The 14,173-nt window shown below is 66.4% G+C and carries 13 protein-coding genes; 7 read left to right on the top strand and 6 right to left on the bottom strand.

Annotated features, from left to right (window positions below; all coding sequences use genetic code 11):
* Positions 1 to 325 precede the first annotated feature (325 nt).
* From JZ792_RS05040 to JZ792_RS05020, 5 genes are read left to right on the top strand one after another with little or no spacing between them, the layout of a single operon-like run.
* The gene (locus JZ792_RS05040) at positions 326 to 1,336 is read left to right on the top strand and encodes a TauD/TfdA family dioxygenase (protein ID WP_216907276.1); all 1,011 of its coding nucleotides are present in this window, start codon (positions 326 to 328) and stop codon (positions 1,334 to 1,336) included.
* On the top strand, positions 1,333 to 2,310 hold the full coding sequence (locus JZ792_RS05035) for an ornithine cyclodeaminase family protein (RefSeq protein ID WP_254189293.1): 978 nt from the start codon (positions 1,333 to 1,335) through the stop codon (positions 2,308 to 2,310). Before JZ792_RS05040 ends, JZ792_RS05035 begins: the two co-directional genes overlap by 4 nt.
* Complete coding sequence (locus tag JZ792_RS05030) at positions 2,301 to 3,662, top strand: type III PLP-dependent enzyme domain-containing protein (protein WP_308165147.1); 1,362 nt, start codon at positions 2,301 to 2,303, stop codon at positions 3,660 to 3,662. Before JZ792_RS05035 ends, JZ792_RS05030 begins: the two co-directional genes overlap by 10 nt.
* A gap of 2 nt (positions 3,663 to 3,664) precedes the next feature.
* A complete protein-coding gene (locus JZ792_RS05025; RefSeq protein ID WP_216907274.1) occupies positions 3,665 to 4,795 on the top strand; it encodes a PLP-dependent cysteine synthase family protein in 1,131 nt (376 codons plus the stop codon).
* The gene (locus tag JZ792_RS05020) at positions 4,792 to 6,219 is read left to right on the top strand and encodes an MATE family efflux transporter (RefSeq protein WP_216907272.1); all 1,428 of its coding nucleotides are present in this window, start codon (positions 4,792 to 4,794) and stop codon (positions 6,217 to 6,219) included. The genes JZ792_RS05025 and JZ792_RS05020 overlap by 4 nt, the downstream gene beginning before the upstream one ends.
* On the opposite strand, the gene JZ792_RS05015 is transcribed toward JZ792_RS05020, so the two are convergent.
* The 5 genes from JZ792_RS05015 to gluA all read right to left on the bottom strand — a co-directional run bounded on the left by JZ792_RS05015 (position 6,201) and on the right by gluA (position 9,912).
* Positions 6,201 to 6,638, bottom strand: a complete 438-nt coding sequence (locus JZ792_RS05015) for a DUF1801 domain-containing protein (RefSeq protein ID WP_216907270.1) — start codon at positions 6,636 to 6,638, stop codon at positions 6,201 to 6,203. The two genes, JZ792_RS05020 and JZ792_RS05015, sit on opposite strands and share 19 nt — an antisense overlap.
* A 10-nt stretch (positions 6,639 to 6,648) precedes the next feature.
* The gene (locus tag JZ792_RS05010) at positions 6,649 to 7,548 is read right to left on the bottom strand and encodes an amino acid ABC transporter permease (RefSeq protein ID WP_216907268.1); all 900 of its coding nucleotides are present in this window, start codon (positions 7,546 to 7,548) and stop codon (positions 6,649 to 6,651) included.
* Positions 7,545 to 8,216, bottom strand: a complete 672-nt coding sequence (locus tag JZ792_RS05005) for an amino acid ABC transporter permease (RefSeq protein ID WP_216907266.1) — start codon at positions 8,214 to 8,216, stop codon at positions 7,545 to 7,547. Before JZ792_RS05005 ends, JZ792_RS05010 begins: the two co-directional genes overlap by 4 nt.
* Positions 8,217 to 8,301: 85 nt before the next feature.
* On the bottom strand, positions 8,302 to 9,135 hold the full coding sequence (locus JZ792_RS05000) for a glutamate ABC transporter substrate-binding protein (RefSeq protein ID WP_216907264.1): 834 nt from the start codon (positions 9,133 to 9,135) through the stop codon (positions 8,302 to 8,304).
* Between the two features lie 48 nt (positions 9,136 to 9,183).
* Positions 9,184 to 9,912, bottom strand: a complete 729-nt coding sequence (gluA, locus tag JZ792_RS04995) for a glutamate ABC transporter ATP-binding protein GluA (RefSeq protein ID WP_109527742.1) — start codon at positions 9,910 to 9,912, stop codon at positions 9,184 to 9,186.
* Positions 9,913 to 10,219: 307 nt separating this feature from the next.
* On the opposite strand from gluA, the gene miaB reads away from it, so the two are divergent.
* Positions 10,220 to 11,800, top strand: a complete 1,581-nt coding sequence (gene miaB / locus JZ792_RS04990) for a tRNA (N6-isopentenyl adenosine(37)-C2)-methylthiotransferase MiaB (RefSeq protein ID WP_438804293.1) — start codon at positions 10,220 to 10,222, stop codon at positions 11,798 to 11,800.
* Positions 11,801 to 12,112: 312 nt separating this feature from the next.
* Complete coding sequence (locus JZ792_RS04985) at positions 12,113 to 12,691, top strand: Rv2732c family membrane protein (RefSeq protein WP_216907262.1); 579 nt, start codon at positions 12,113 to 12,115, stop codon at positions 12,689 to 12,691.
* A 38-nt stretch (positions 12,692 to 12,729) separates the two neighbouring features.
* Here JZ792_RS04985 and JZ792_RS04980 read toward each other — a convergent pair whose 3' ends face one another.
* The gene (locus JZ792_RS04980; protein WP_216907260.1) at positions 12,730 to 14,106 is read right to left on the bottom strand and encodes a DUF349 domain-containing protein; all 1,377 of its coding nucleotides are present in this window, start codon (positions 14,104 to 14,106) and stop codon (positions 12,730 to 12,732) included.
* Between the last annotated feature and the right edge of the window lie 67 nt (positions 14,107 to 14,173).

Raw genomic sequence — 14,173 nt, 5'->3', positions numbered from 1 at the left:
GCTTGCTTTACTGATCGGGATCGCGGCGCGGAGCCCCTATCGATCGCTTTCCGGCTCTCGCGCATCCTGTGAACGACGCGCGTGCTACGCACGCGTCCACATCATGGATGAACATCGTTGGGAGAGAGGCGATTCGGATGATCACGAGAGATCGACCTTCGGTTAGGGATGCCTTGCCTAACCATCTGGCCTTCGGATAGTCTCGTGACCGTTCTCGATGTGCCGGTGGAGTCCTGCGTCACGACCCGCCACCAGTTTTCCGCGCACAGCCGAAAGACCACACGGACCGCGGACCGCGGCGTGCCTCGCGAAGGGAGATTTCAGGATGTCGTCTGCGGTGGACAGCACTGTGCGTCCGCTCGAGATCCGGACGCTCGGCCCGAGATCGCGGACCCTTCTGCACGAGCTCGGGACGACGCTGGCCGCGGCATACGGATCGCTGTCCAATCCTCGCTGTAGGCAAGCGATCTCGGCGTTCGCCGCGAATATGGACGGCGAGTTGCGCGAGAAGATCCGCCCACCGGCGACCGACAGCGGCATCTGCGTGGTCCGCGGCCTGGTCGTCGACGAGCGCTCGCTGGGCCGCACCCCGCCCATCTGGTCGGCCGTCGACGAGGCCGCGAGCCTGCCGACGGACCTACAGATGCTGTTGCTCGGCAGTATGATCGGCCGTCCCTTCGGCTGGCGCGGTCAGCAGGAAGGGCGGCTGGTGAACAATGTCATGCCCGCGCGCGGCTACGAGAACGTGCAGACCGGGGCGAGCAGTTCGCTGCTGCTGAGTCCGCACACCGAGGACGCCTTCCATCCGCATCGCTCGCATGTATTCCTGCTCAGCTGTATTCGCAATGTGGACGCGGTGGCGACGACCATCTCCTCGGTGCGCGATGTCGAACTCTCACCCGCCGATCGCGCGACACTCCTGCGCCCGACCATTCCGATCATGCCCGATCTCACCTACGGGGATATGGAACGGTGGGGCCCCGCCGGACCGATTCCGACACTGTGGGAACGGTCGGACGGGCTGTGTCTGCGCTACGACCCGGACTTCACGCCGTGGACCGAGGCCGACCCGGAATATCAAGCGGCATACCGGCGATTGAGCCAGGAACTCGAGCGTGTCGGCAGGCGTGTCGTGCTCGAACCCGGTGATGTCGCCATCGTCGACAACGACGTAGTGGTGCACGGACGAGTTCCGTTCACGGCGCGTTTCGACGGCACCGATCGGTGGCTGAAGCGGGTGAATATCGCCATGCCGGATAGGCCCCGTCCGGTCACGGAACTCGATGAGAACGGATACGGTCAGCAGGTCGAATATCTCTGTTTGGAGTCGAAATGACTGACATGCCGCTGCGCGTGCTCTCGCGTAATGATCTGGTAGATATCGCCATAACCCCCGCCGAAGTGATCGCCTCCGTGCGCGATGTTTATGTGACCCTCGCACAAGGGCACTCGCGCAATCCGGCCAAGATCGCGCTACCGGTTCCGGATCGGGATTCGATCTCGTATTCGATGCTCGGCTACGACGGTTCGAGGAAGGTCGTCGCCTTCAAGACCTCGTACAAACAGGAGAAGGGGCGTGGTGAGAAGAACTACTACACGACCATCACGCTCTACGACGACGAGACCGGCGCTCCCATCGCGCTGATGGACTGCGCCAGGATCGGCGCGTTGCGCACACCGGCGGCCACCGCGCTGCTCGCCGAGGCGAGCGCCGCGCCGACCGCGCGGTCGGCGCTGCTGATCGGAACCGGCACCCAGGGACGCCAGGCGCTGCCGTATCTGCTGTCGGTATTGCCCGATCTGGACCACCTGATGCTGTACGGAACCCACGAGGCCGGGATCGCCGCGGTACTGGAGGTATTCGCCGGGCATCACCCGGACCGCACGATCGAGATCGTCACCGATCCGTACGGCGCGGCCGGCGAGGCCGATATCGTGCTGGCCGCCTCGGGTCCGGCCACCGAGGTCAAGATTCGGACGAATTCGCTCAAACCCGGCGCGGTGCTGGTCGACGTGGGATACGGCGTCGCCGATTCGGCCCTGCTCGACTCCGACTACGCCATCGCCACCAGCGCGAGCCAGTTGGCCGTCACCGGAAAGTATCTGGCGGATTCGGACGGATCACTGCGACCGGTCGACGCCGAACTGCCGCACATACTCGCGGGCAACGGGTTCGGCCGTAAAACACCCGAGGATCGGGTATTCGCCTACAACAGCGGTCTCGTCGTCACCGATATCGCCGTGGGACACGCATTGGCCACCCGCGCCATCGAAGCGGGCCGTGGACAGGAGCTACGACTGTGGAAGTGACACAGGCCGCCCACCCGCTACCGGCGCGTGAGCCGGAGTGGGTGCGGCGCGTCTACGCCGACCCCGCCGCACTCGGCGATATCGCCGACGCGGTGGGCGGCGGCCCTTTTCATGTGCTGCATCCCGACCAGTTCACCGTGAACCTGGCGGGATTCGTCGACGCCATGGTCACCGCGGGCGTGGACGGCAAGGTCTACTTCGGCAAGAAGGCCAACAAGGCCGCGTGCTGGCCGCGTGCCTGCGCGGGCGCGAACGCCGGGGTGGATGTCGCGAGCGCGCCGGAATTGGTGCACGCCTTGGCGAATGGGGTTCGCGGCGAGGATCTGGTGGTGACCGGGCCCGCGAAAACCGATGATCTGCTGTGGCTGGCGGCCCGCCATCGCGGTCTGATCGCGGTCGACGCGCTCGACGAATTGGATCGGCTCGTCGCCATCGCCGACGCGGCCGACCCCGTGCGCATTCTGCTGCGGGTACTCCCGGCCTCGAATCCCCACAGCCGCTTCGGATTCGACGACGCCGAGCTGGCGCTCGCGCTGGATCGGTGCGTGGAACATCGCGCCCGGATCACCATGGAGGGATTCTCCTTCCATCTCACCGGCTACGCCGTCGCGCCGCGCGCCTGGCAGGCGTCGGACGTGATCGACCGGTGCCTGGCGGCACGGGCGCGGGGTCTGGCGGCCACGTCGGTCTCGATCGGCGGCGGATTCGCGGTGGACTACGTCGACGAGACCGCGTGGCAGGAATTCCTGCGCGACTACCGCGACGACTGGTTCCATACCGGGAAGAAGTTCAGCGGGTTCTATCCGTATCACGCCGATCCCGCGGGCGGCGAGATGCTTGCGGCGATCCTGGCCAGTTCGGTGGCATCGCAGCACGCCGATCTCGCGGCCAAATTCGCGCAGACCGAGACGCGGTTGCTGATCGAACCCGGCCGCGCGATGCTCGACGGCTGCGGTTTCACGGTATTTCCCGTTCTCGGATACAAACAACGCGAGGAATACGGTTTCATCACCGCGTCGGGGCTGAGTCTGAGCCTGTCCGAACAATGGTTCGCCAGCGAATACCTGCCGGACCCGTTCCTGTGGCCGCAGCGCGGTACAGGTGTGCCGACCAGTGCCTGTGTCGGCGGATCCAGTTGTCTGGAAACCGACATGTTGTCCTGGCGCAAGATTCGGTTCGATCGCGTTCCGCACCGGGGCGATCTGCTGATCTATCCGAATACCGCCGGATACCAGATGGATTCGAACGAATCGGAATTCCATCAGCTGGAATTGCCGCCGAAGATCGTCGTGACGACCACGTCGGACCGCATCGGCTGGCGATGGGAATCCGCGCGGCGCGGAGGAATGTGATCATGACCGTTGACGACGTGGCGCGTACGACCGACGACAGCACCGATCGCGGTGATCGGGCCGTCGGCACGCGGCCGGAGAACATCGTCGGCAGCGTCTCCGACCTGGTCGGGCGCACGCCGCTGATCGAACTGTGCCGGACGGGGTCGGGCTCGCGCCTGTTGCTCAAACTCGAGCAGTTCAACCCGACGGGTTCGGCGAAGATCCGCATGGCCAGGCAGATGGTGCTCGACGCCGAACGCGACGGCCGGTTACCACCCGGCGGACACATCATCGAATCCACCTCGGGAAATACCGGCCTGGGTCTCGCGGTGATGGCGGCCGAGCGCGGCTACCGTTTCACCGCCGTGGTGGACAACCACGCCGCCAAGGACAAATTGCGCGCGATGGCGGCCATGGGCACCCGCCTGGTGTACGTGGCCGATACCAGCGACGACGGTCCGAGCGCGACCGCGCGCGAAGAACACGCCGCCGAACTCGCCGAGGCCGAGGACGGCGCCTACTTCTTCGACCAGCACAACAACCCGAGCAACGCGCGGGGGTACCACGCGCTCGCCCACGAACTGCGCACCGATCTGAACTCCGACGTCGACTATCTGGTCAGCTCGGTGGGGACGGGCGGTTCGCTGTTCGGTACCGCGCGCGAACTGCGTCGTCTCGGGTCGTCGGTGACGGTGATCGGTGTCGAACCCGTGGGTTCCATCGTCTTCGGCGGTCCCGGCGGACCGTACTGGCAATCGGGAACGGGCACGCCGCCCGGTGGGGAGATCGGCAGCACGATCGACTACGAACTCCTCGACGAGGGGGTTAAGGTATCCGATGTCCACGCGTTTGCTACGGCACGTGTGGTGGCGCGGCGCAACGGACTCATGCTCGGCGGTTCGGTCGGTGGCGCGGTCTATATTGCGATGCGACTGCTCCGCGAAATACCTTCCGGTAGCACGGTGGTCACGATCGCGTGCGACGGAGGCGAGAAGTATCTCGATACGATCTTCAACGACGAGTGGATGCGTGACAAGGATTTGCTGAGTCCGGCCGCAGAGGGAGAGGTTCGACAATTGCTGGATGAATACGCCCGCGAGGTCTCGTCGGCCTCGGATCCGCGGCAACCGGGTAGGCCGACGCAGGCATGACCATCGCCCTCGGTGTGCGTGAGAGTCGGCCGCTGATCGCCCTCGCCGCGCCCATTGCCGGTATCCAACTCGCCCAGGTCGCCCTGACCACCACCGACCTGGCGATGATGGGTCTGCTGGGGGTCCAGGCCATCGCCGCGGGCGGGCTCGCACTGACCCTCTACAACCAGATCCGCACCATGTGCGTTGGCGTCGTCACCGCCGTCGGCAATCTCGTCGCCGCCGCGGTGGGGCGTTCGGAAGCGCGCGCGGGCACCGATCACCTCGACCAGCGCGCCCATACCGAGATCCGCCAGATCGTGCGCGCGGCCTTCCTGGTCGCCACCGTCGTCGGTCTGCTCGCGGGCGGTGTTCTCACCGCGTTGAGCTACGCCCTCGTATGGTTCGGCCAGGACCAGGTCATCCTCGAACTGGCCCGCCCGATGATGATCGCGCTCGCGTTCGGTCTCGTGCCCATGCTGTGGCTCAACGTGCTGCGCCAATTTGCCGTCGGCATGCGCAGACCGGGTTCGCTGCTGTGGGTCACCATCGCCTCGATCGGTATCAACGCCGCCCTCAACGGCGCGTTCATCTACGGCTGGCTCGGCCTGCCGGTCCTCGGGCTCACCGGCATCGGTGCGGCCACGTCCTTCGTCAATCTGCTGACCTTCGGCGCGTTCTTCCTCATCGTCCGCCGCGACCAACATCTCGCGCCCCTGCTGTCGATCCAGGCCTGGCATGCCGATATGGGCACGGTCCGCGAAATTCTGCGCCTCGGGATCCCGATCAGTCTCACCTACGGCTCCGAGGCCGGGATCTTCTCCGTCGCGGTCCTCATCATGGGCAGCTTCGGTCCGGCCGCGCTGGCCGCGCACAATGTCGTCATCCAACTGACCTATATCGTCTTCCAGGTCACCATCGGACTGTCCCACGGCTCATCGATCCTGGTCAGCCGGGTGGTGAGCAAGGGAGATCTCGACGAGGCCAAGCGCATCTCACGCACCGCGCTCACCCTCGGCGGAATCGTCATGGGCGTGGTCGGCGCGGTGTACCTGGTGGCGCCGGAACTGGTCCTGCGACCGTTCCTGGACAGCGACGAGGCCGCCGAGGTGATGCCGCTGGCGCGGGCGCTGCTGCTGGTGGCGGTCGTCCAGCAGTTCATGGACTGCGCGCAGAACATCGGCGTCGGACTGCTGCGCGGTCTCGGCAACACCAAGAGCGGGTTCCGCATCACGCTCATCGGTTACTGGGCCGTGGGGCTGCCGGTCCTGCTGGTCTTCGCCTACGGATTCGGGCTCCGCGGGCCGGGGGTATGGCTCGGCCTGTGCGCGGGCCTCGCGGTCACCGCGGTGCTGCTGCTGCGGCGGTTCGACCACGACCTACGGGCGTTACGGCCGGAACCGGAGCGACGGGGAACCGTCACCGCTCAGCCCGGCTCGCCGTAGAGTTGCTCGCCCGCCAGGAACCGTCGCTCCAGATCGCCGAGGATTTCGCGGACCGTATCCGTATCCAGGTCCGACAGACGCTTGAACCGGATACACGATTTGCCGCACGAGACCTTCCCCAGCCGGTCCGCGTACACCTCGGCGATGTAGCGCCCGTCCTGGAGCGCCGAAATATACAGCGATACATAGTTCTTCCGAGCGGCCAGCGATACCACCGGCCACTCGGAGGGCTTCTTCATACTCTTGCTCTGGTAGGGGATCAGGCCGTATCCGAGCATGCTCGCGCCCATGGATCCGGTCAGCACCGGCTCGAAGGCGGGCGCGCTCGCCCGGATGATCGCGTCGAGCTCGCGCAATTCCTCGGCCTTCGGCCCGGCCGCCGCCAGGAATTCCTCGAAGGCGGCCGCGTCGATGCTCATCGGTCGACGCTCATCGTCTGGTCACGATGTCCACGCCGGGGGCGGCGTCGGTGATCACCGAATCGGCGGCGAGCACGGCGCCACCCTTGATCCGCCGCCTGGCACGCAGCCTCTGCTCCAGCTTCGTCGCGGTGAAGGACAGCGAACTGTTGAGGATGATCATGATGACCGCGACGACGATCAGCGCCGGGATGATGTTCTGCTCCGACGCGCCGAGCTGCTTGCCCTCGCGGACGATCTCGCCGTAGGTGATCTGATAACCGAGCGCCGTATCCTTCAGCGCGACAACCATTTGCGAGATCAGCGCGGGCAGCATCGCGGTGACCGCCTGCGGCAGCAGGATCAGACGCATCAGCTGGTTCTTGCGCAGGCCGAGTGCGACGGCGGCCTCGGTCTGCCCCTTGGGCAGCGAGCGGATGCCCGCACGGACGATCTCGGCGATGACCGATCCGTTGTAGATGGTCAGCGCGACGACCACCGCGGCCAGCGCCAGATCATCGGATTTGAAGACTTTGTACTCGGAGAAGATCGCGAACAGGAAGATCATCAGGATCAGCACCGGGATGGCCCGGGAGAATTCGACGATCGCACCGGCCACGATGCGCACCCACCGATGTTCGGAGAGCCGCAGGATGCCGAAGATCATGCCCAGTACCAGCGCGAAGACGATGGAGAGCACCGCGGCGACGATGGTGCCCTTCAGGCCGGGCAGCAGGTAGGTCTCCCAGACGTCGGAGTCCAGGAAGGGTTTCCACTTCTCGGCGGCGAACTGTCCCTGCTCGTCGAACGCCCGGTACAGCACGAATCCGAGCGCGATGATCACCGCGGCCACCAGCACCGAGATGAGGTTGTTGCGCAGCCGCGCGCGGGGCCCCGGCGCGTCGAAAAGTACGGATGCGCCGGAGCTCATCGGGCCACCTCGAATCGCTTGGCGAGCCAGCCGAACAACAGGCCGGCTGGGAGGGTCAGACAGACGAAGCCGAGGGCGAAAATGGCGCCGATCGCGATGATGGCGGCCTCGTTCTCGTTCATCTCGGCCATGAGGTAGGCCGCCTCGGCGACGCCGATGGCCGAGGCGATCGTCGAATTCTTGGTGAGCGCGATGAACACGCTGCCCAGCGGGGCGATCACCGATCGGAAGGCCTGCGGCAGCACCACGTAACGCAGATTCTGAGCGAAGCTGAAACCGAGCGAGCGACCCGCCTCGGACTGGCCGAGCGCCACGGTGTTGATACCCGAGCGCAGCGATTCGCAGACGAACGCGCCGGTGTAGACGCTGAGCCCGACGATGGCCCAGCGGTAGTTGTTGTCGGTGATCGAATCGCCCGCGAGCTTCCAGCCCAGCGTGAGGTAGAGACCGAGCGAGCAGAACAGGATGATCAGCGTCAGCGGGGTGTTGCGGAAGACGGTGACGTAGGCGGTGCCGAGCGCGCGAGCGACCGGAACCGGGGATACGCGCATCGCGGCGACCAGGGTTCCCAGGATCAGTGCGCCGACGGCGGAGAAGACGGTCAGCTGGATGGTCACCCAGAAGGCTTCCAGAATCCTGGTGTCGTATTCCGAGATCAGGTCGAACACGGTGGGCGTATCCCTCCGATCGGTAGGGGGTCGGCAGTTCGGCGAAACGGGTGGCCGGCGCGATCGCCGACCACCCGCGCCGGGATCAGTAGCGGTTCACCGTGGGCGGCTGCGGCGCCGGGTAGCCCGAGCTGCCGACCGTCGTGGCGAAGGCCTTGGACCAGGAACCGTCGGCGATCATGGCCTCGATGGCGTCGTTGATCTGGCCGCGGATCTCGGTATCGCCCTTCTTGACGCCGATGCCGTAGTTCTCCGTGGTGAACGGTTTGCCGACGACCTTGAGCTGGCCGGGGGACTGGGCGGCGAAACCGGCGAGAATGATGTCGTCGGTGGTCACGGCGTCGACCGAACCGTTGCGCAGCGCCTCGACACACAGCGAGTAGGTGTCGAACTCCTGCAACTGGACGTCCTTGGCGTACTTGTCCTTGACGTTCTGCGCGGGTGTCGAACCCTTCACCGAGCACAACTTCTTGTTGCCGGTCAGCGATTCGGCGCCGGTGATATCGGTGTTGTCGGCCTTCACCAGCAGCGACTGGCCCGCCACGAAATACGGACCGGCGAAATCGACCTTCTCCTTGCGCTTGTCGGTGATCGAGTAGGTGGCGACGACGAAGTCCACCTGACCGTTCTCGATCAACGTCTCACGCTGGGCCGACGGTGATTCCTTGAATTCGATGTTCTCGGGTTTCACGCCGAGCTTCCCGGCGACGTACTTGGCGACCTCGACGTCGAAACCGCTGAACGAGCCGTCCTTGTTGCGCAGGCCGAGGCCGGGCTGATCGAATTTGATGCCGACGGTCAGCTTGCCGTCCTTGGCGTTTTCGAGGCCGGATTTGTCGTCGCCGCCGCCACAGGCGGAGACGGCGAGCGCCAGGGCGATCGCCCCGACACCGAAGCGCAGTGCACGGTTGATCCTCATCGAGTTCCTAACTCCTCTTATGGTTTTCGTTGCCGTGTTCCAGTGCGGTCAGTGGCTCAGGATCTTGCCGAGGAAATCCTTGGCACGGTCGGATTTCGGTGCGGTGAAGAAGGATTCGGGCTCGGTGTCCTCGACGATCGATCCGTCGGCCATGAACAGCACGCGATTGCCCGCCCGGCGGGCGAAACCCATCTCGTGGGTGACCACGAGCATGGTCATCCCCTCCTTGGCCAGCGAGACCATGACGTCGAGCACCTCGTTGACCATCTCCGGGTCCAGGGCCGAGGTCGGCTCGTCGAAGAGCATCACCTTCGGGCTCATCGCCAGCGCGCGGGCGATCGCCACGCGCTGCTGCTGACCGCCCGAGAGTTGCGCCGGATACTTGTCGGCCTGGTTCGCGATACCGACCCGCTCGAGCAGTTCCATCGCGCGTGCGCGGGCGGCGTCCTTCTTGACCTTGCGGACCTTGATCGGCGCGAGCATCACGTTCTCGACGATGGTCTTGTGCGCGAAGAGATTGAAGGACTGGAACACCATGCCGACGTCGGCGCGCAACGCCGCCAGCGCCTTTCCCTCGGCGGGCAGCGGTACCCCGTCGATGGCGATATCGCCGGAATCGATCGGCTCCAGCCGATTGATGGTGCGGCACAGCGTCGACTTACCCGAGCCGGACGGGCCGAGCACGATGACGACCTGACCCCTGGGCACCTCGAGATTGATGTCGCGCAGGACGTGGAGTTCGCCGAAATGCTTGTCCACCTTGCTCATCGCGATCATGGGCGGTCCGGCGGCGGGGGCCTGCGCGGGGGCGTCCTTGCTCAGCGACTGCGGCACGTCCGCGGCGGCTTCGTTCCCGGTCGTGGCGTCCCCGGCGGAATCGGGCGCGGCATCGGCGTCGGTCATGGTCCTTGACCTTAGGCGGAAAAACGAGTTTTGCCCTGCTTTCCATGACACGCCGTCACGGCACGCCGAGTGGTCACATGGCCGTAACCTCCGCGTTCCCCCCGCGCGCAAACTCCGGTATGCCCCGAGCCTGCGCCGATGCGCGCGAAAGGCCGCACGCGGGCACCCGTACCCTGGACGGGTGGATTCGATCGGACACACCGCGCTGCATCCCCTCCGGCTCCAGCCCGAAGAAGACGCTCGCAGTTACGAGGTCCGCACCTTCGGTTGCCAGATGAACGTGCACGATTCCGAACGCTTGTCCGGGCTGCTGGAGGATGCGGGATATGTGAAGGCCGCGCCCGGCGCGACGGCCGACCTCGTCGTCTTCAACACCTGTGCGGTGCGCGAGAACGCCGACAACAAGCTGTACGGCACCCTCGGTCATCTCGCGCCGATCAAGGCCGGACGCCCCGGGATGCAGATCGCCGTCGGCGGCTGCCTGGCGCAGAAGGACCGCGACGTGGTCGTGCGCAAGGCGCCCTGGGTGGACGTGGTGTTCGGCACCCACAACATCGGGTCGCTGCCGGTGCTGCTGGAGCGGGCCCGCCACAACGCCGAGGCGCAGGTCGAGATTCTCGAATCGCTGGAAGCCTTCCCGTCCACGCTGCCCGCCAAACGCGAGTCGGCCTACGCGGGGTGGGTCTCGATCTCGGTGGGCTGCAACAACACCTGCACCTTCTGCATCGTGCCCGCGCTGCGCGGCAAGGAAGTCGACCGGCGTCCCGGCGATGTGCTCGCCGAGGTACGGGCACTGGTCGAGCAGGGCGTCCTCGAGGTGACGCTGCTCGGTCAGAACGTGAATTCCTACGGCGTCAATTTCGTCGATCCGGCCGACTCAAGTGATTCCTCGGGATCGCGCGACCGCAGCGCGTTCGCGAAACTGCTGCGCGCGTGCGGCGATATCGAAGGCCTGGAGCGGGTGCGTTTCACCTCGCCGCATCCGGCCGAATTCACCGACGACGTCATCGAGGCCATGGCCGAGACGCCGAATATCTGCCCGCAATTGCATATGCCGCTGCAATCCGGCTCGGACCGCGTCCTCAAGGCCATGCGCCGCTCCTACCGCAAGGAGCGCTACCTCGGCATCATCGAGAAGGTCCGTGCCGCCATGCCGCACGCGGCCGTCACCACCGACATCATCGTCGGCTTCCCCGGCGAGACCGAAGAGGATTTCCAGGAGACCCTGGACGTGGTGCGCCGGGCCCGTTTCACCAGCGCCTACACCTTCCAGTACTCGAAGCGTCCGGGAACTCCGGCCGCCGAGATGGCCGACCAACTGCCCAAAGCGGTGGTGCAGGAACGCTACATGCGGCTCATCGCGTTGCAGGACGAGATCTCCCTCGAGGCCAATCGCGCGCTGATCGGCACCGAGGTGGAACTGCTCGTCGCCGAGGGCGCGGGGAAGAAGAACGCGGCGACCGCGCGCATGAGCGGGCGCGCGCGGGACGGCAGACTCGTGCATTTCCGCCCCGTCGACACCGCCGAACCGATCCGTCCCGGCGATATCGTCACCGTCGACATCACCGAGGCGGCCCCGCACCACCTGATCGCCGATTCACCGATCAGGACGCATCGGCGCACCACCGCGGGCGACGCGCACGAGCGCGGCATCACCCCGAAGACCGAGCCGATCGGCGTCGGTCTCGGTCTGCCGAGGATCGGCGCCCCGGCCCAGGAACCGGTCGCGGCCTCGGGGTGCGCCACCGGATGCGGTGTCTGATCGCGGTGACGATGTGACCGAAGACAGGTGTTACCCGAGCCGACCGCACGATCGACGCGAGGCGCGCGTTTCAGCAGCGGCGGGCAGGTTTCCGGCACGGGAGAATTCGTGAAAGACGAATCGGACCAGGTAGACCCCGACGACGGACCGGAGACCTCCGACTCCCGTTCCGGTGCCGCATCGGGCGGCGGCGCGGCGGATCAGCCGCCTACTACCGGCCGTAGTGGGTCGGATGCCGAGCCCGGCCCCTCGAATGGCACAGTGGACCGGTCCGGAGCAGTCGGCGAACCAGGCGAAGGAGACGAAGGCGCAGTGAACTCGGTCGAGAACGGCAAGGACTTCGAGCAGTTCCGCGACGAGCTCGACGCCGTGGAACGTCGCATCGCGGGCGAGATCGACCCCGGTGCGCGCGCCATGGTGGTCGCGGGCGCGGTCTTCCTGCTTCTGCTGTCGCTGGTGCTGCCGCATACCGGCGATGCCAGGGGGTTCGACGTCCTGCTCGATACCGAAGCGGGCCGGATCGAACATATCGGTCTGCCCTCGCGCGTATTCGTCTGGTTCGTCGTGGTGTTCGGCGTCGGTTTCTCACTGCTCGCCCTGATGACCCGCCGGTGGGTGCTGGCGTGGATAGCGGTCGCGGGTTCGGCCATCGCCAGCGTCTTCGGCGTGCTGTCGATCTGGCACCGCCAGACACCGGGCATCGGCAATCACGTGGTCTCGGGCCCCGGCATCGGACTCGTGCTCGGCACCCTGGCGATCGTGGTGCTGACCTTCCACTGGATCCGCGTCGTGTGGAGTCGCACCGCATTGCAGTTGGAAGCCGAGGAACAGCGACGTATCGCCGCCGCCAGGGCCGAAGCCGACGACCACCGCCGACTCACCGGCGAATAGGAATTCAGCGCGGGGCCGCTGCCTCGGAGGTTGCTGCCTCAGAGGTTGCTGACAGCGCCTTCGGCGGCCTCGGCCCATTCGCGCCACTGTTTGGCCTGGTCCAGCGCCTTCTGCGCGTCGCGCGCCTTACCCGCGGCCTCGGCCTTGGCGGCCTGCTCCTCGTAGTGGGCGACCTTCTCGCGGAACTGCGCCGCGCGGGCCATCGCCTCCGGATCGCTGCGCCGCCACTGCGCGTCCACCGCGTCGCGCACCCGCTTCTCGATGGCGCGCAACTTTCCTTCCAGTTCCTGGATACGTTCGCGCGGCACCTTGCCGAGGGCGTCCCAGCGGTCCTGCAATTCGCGCAGGGCGGAGCGAGCGGCCTCGAGACCGTTGGCCGGGTCGATGTTCTCGTAGGTGTGCAGCAGTTCTTCCTTGGCGGTGGCGTTGTGCTCGAATTCCGCGTCGCGTTCGGAGACCGCGGCATTGCGCGCCGAGAAGAAGACGTCCTGCGCGCTCTTGAAGCGCCGCCACAGCGTCTCGTCGGCTTCGCGCGGTGCGCGGCCCGCGGCCTTCCACTCGGTCAGCAGGTCACGGAAGACCGACGCGGTGCCGACCCAGTCGGTCGAACCCGACAGTTCCTCGGCCTGCTCGCACAACTCTTCCTTGCGTGACTTCGCGGCGGCGCGTTCGCGATCGAGTTCGGCGAAATGCGCGCCCCGACGACGGTTGAATGCCTCGCGCGCCTTCGAGTACCGCTTCCACAGCGCGTCGTCCACCTTGCGGTCGACCCCGCGGATGGATTTCCACTCGTCCAGGATTTCGCGCAGCCGATCGCCCGCGGCCTTCCACTGGGTGGACTCGGCGGCGATCTTCTCGGCCTCCGCGCACAGCGTTTCCTTGCGCTCGGTGTGCTCGTGCCGCGCGCGGTCCTTCTCCTCCTTGGCGTGGGCGGCGGCCTCTTCGGAATGTTCGGTGATCGCCTGCAAGCGGCGGGCCAAACCGTCGATATCGCCGATGACGGCGGCGGTCGGCAGCGATTCGGCCAGCGTCAACGCCGCGGCCTTGGTCTTGCGGGCATCCGCGCCCGCGGCCAGTCGCGCCTCGAGCAGCGCCACCTCGGTGGCGAGATCGTCGAAGCGTCTGCCGAAATGCGCGAGCCCCTCGGCGGCGTCACCGGCCTGCCACGATCCGACGACGTGTTCGCCCTCGGAGGTTTTCACCCAGGCGGTGCCGTCCTCGTCGACGCGGCCCCACGCGCTGGGGTCGGTGACGGTCGGGACGACCACCGGATGGGGATGCTGGGCGCTCTGGCCGGGCGCGGGCTTGATCGCGTGCGGCTTCGGATGGGGGGTCGAACCACCGGGTTTCGGGGCGCCGGACGGTCGCGGTGCACTGCCGGGGGTGGCTTTCGCGGTTCCGTTGCTGTCGCTCATTGCTCTCCGTCCCTGCCGCGCGTCACGGCTGCCTGGTTACGCCCTAGCTCATCCCATTCAACCCGGT

The organism is Nocardia noduli (assembly GCF_019038455.1).
Lineage (GTDB): Bacteria > Actinomycetota > Actinomycetes > Mycobacteriales > Mycobacteriaceae > Nocardia > Nocardia noduli.
Note: the sequence above shows the minus strand (reverse complement) of the source record. Positions and strands in the feature narration are given on the sequence as shown.

What these genes read in the sequence shown, in the direction of transcription:
- JZ792_RS04980 (WP_216907260.1), bottom strand. Translation starts at nt 14,106, where the DNA reads ATGAGCGACAGCAACGGAACCGCGAAAGCCACCCCCGGCAGTGCACCG.
- gluA (WP_109527742.1), bottom strand. Translation starts at nt 9,912, where the DNA reads ATGATCGCGATGAGCAAGGTGGACAAGCATTTCGGCGAACTCCACGTC.
- JZ792_RS05040 (WP_216907276.1), top strand. Translation starts at nt 326, where the DNA reads ATGTCGTCTGCGGTGGACAGCACTGTGCGTCCGCTCGAGATCCGGACG.
- JZ792_RS05010 (WP_216907268.1), bottom strand. Translation starts at nt 7,548, where the DNA reads ATGAGCTCCGGCGCATCCGTACTTTTCGACGCGCCGGGGCCCCGCGCG.
- JZ792_RS05035 (WP_254189293.1), top strand. Translation starts at nt 1,333, where the DNA reads ATGACTGACATGCCGCTGCGCGTGCTCTCGCGTAATGATCTGGTAGAT.
- JZ792_RS05000 (WP_216907264.1), bottom strand. Translation starts at nt 9,135, where the DNA reads ATGAGGATCAACCGTGCACTGCGCTTCGGTGTCGGGGCGATCGCCCTG.
- JZ792_RS05025 (WP_216907274.1), top strand. Translation starts at nt 3,665, where the DNA reads ATGACCGTTGACGACGTGGCGCGTACGACCGACGACAGCACCGATCGC.
- JZ792_RS05015 (WP_216907270.1), bottom strand. Translation starts at nt 6,638, where the DNA reads ATGAGCATCGACGCGGCCGCCTTCGAGGAATTCCTGGCGGCGGCCGGG.
- JZ792_RS05020 (WP_216907272.1), top strand. Translation starts at nt 4,792, where the DNA reads ATGACCATCGCCCTCGGTGTGCGTGAGAGTCGGCCGCTGATCGCCCTC.